1 tRNA gene is annotated in these 252 nt (G+C 39.3%); it reads left to right on the forward strand.

From position 1 onward, the window contains the following. Positions 1-66 precede the first annotated feature (66 nt). Positions 67-139 (forward strand) — tRNA-Phe (locus SCA31_RS24590). Positions 140-252: the final 113 nt, after the last annotated feature.

The following is a 252-nucleotide window of genomic DNA, read 5'->3' on the forward strand; positions in this document are numbered from 1 at the left end:
GGGTTCGACTCCCCCTTCCCGTACTCATAATGAATAGGTTATCAATTAATCAATCATTATCAACCCGGATTAGTGGTGTAGAAGGTCTGCACATTTGTCTGAAAAACAAGAGGTAACCGTTCAATTCGGTTCTGATCCACACAGAATGAATCATCATACATAGTATACTGATCATTCAGACTTTATCCTGATTCATAGTGTAATTGGATAGCACACAAGACTTTGACTCTTGTTGTTCAGGTTCAAGTCCTG

The sequence above is a fragment of the Chryseobacterium sp. SIMBA_028 genome (assembly GCF_046535285.1).
In the GTDB taxonomy this organism is placed as follows: Bacteria; Bacteroidota; Bacteroidia; order Flavobacteriales; family Weeksellaceae; genus Chryseobacterium.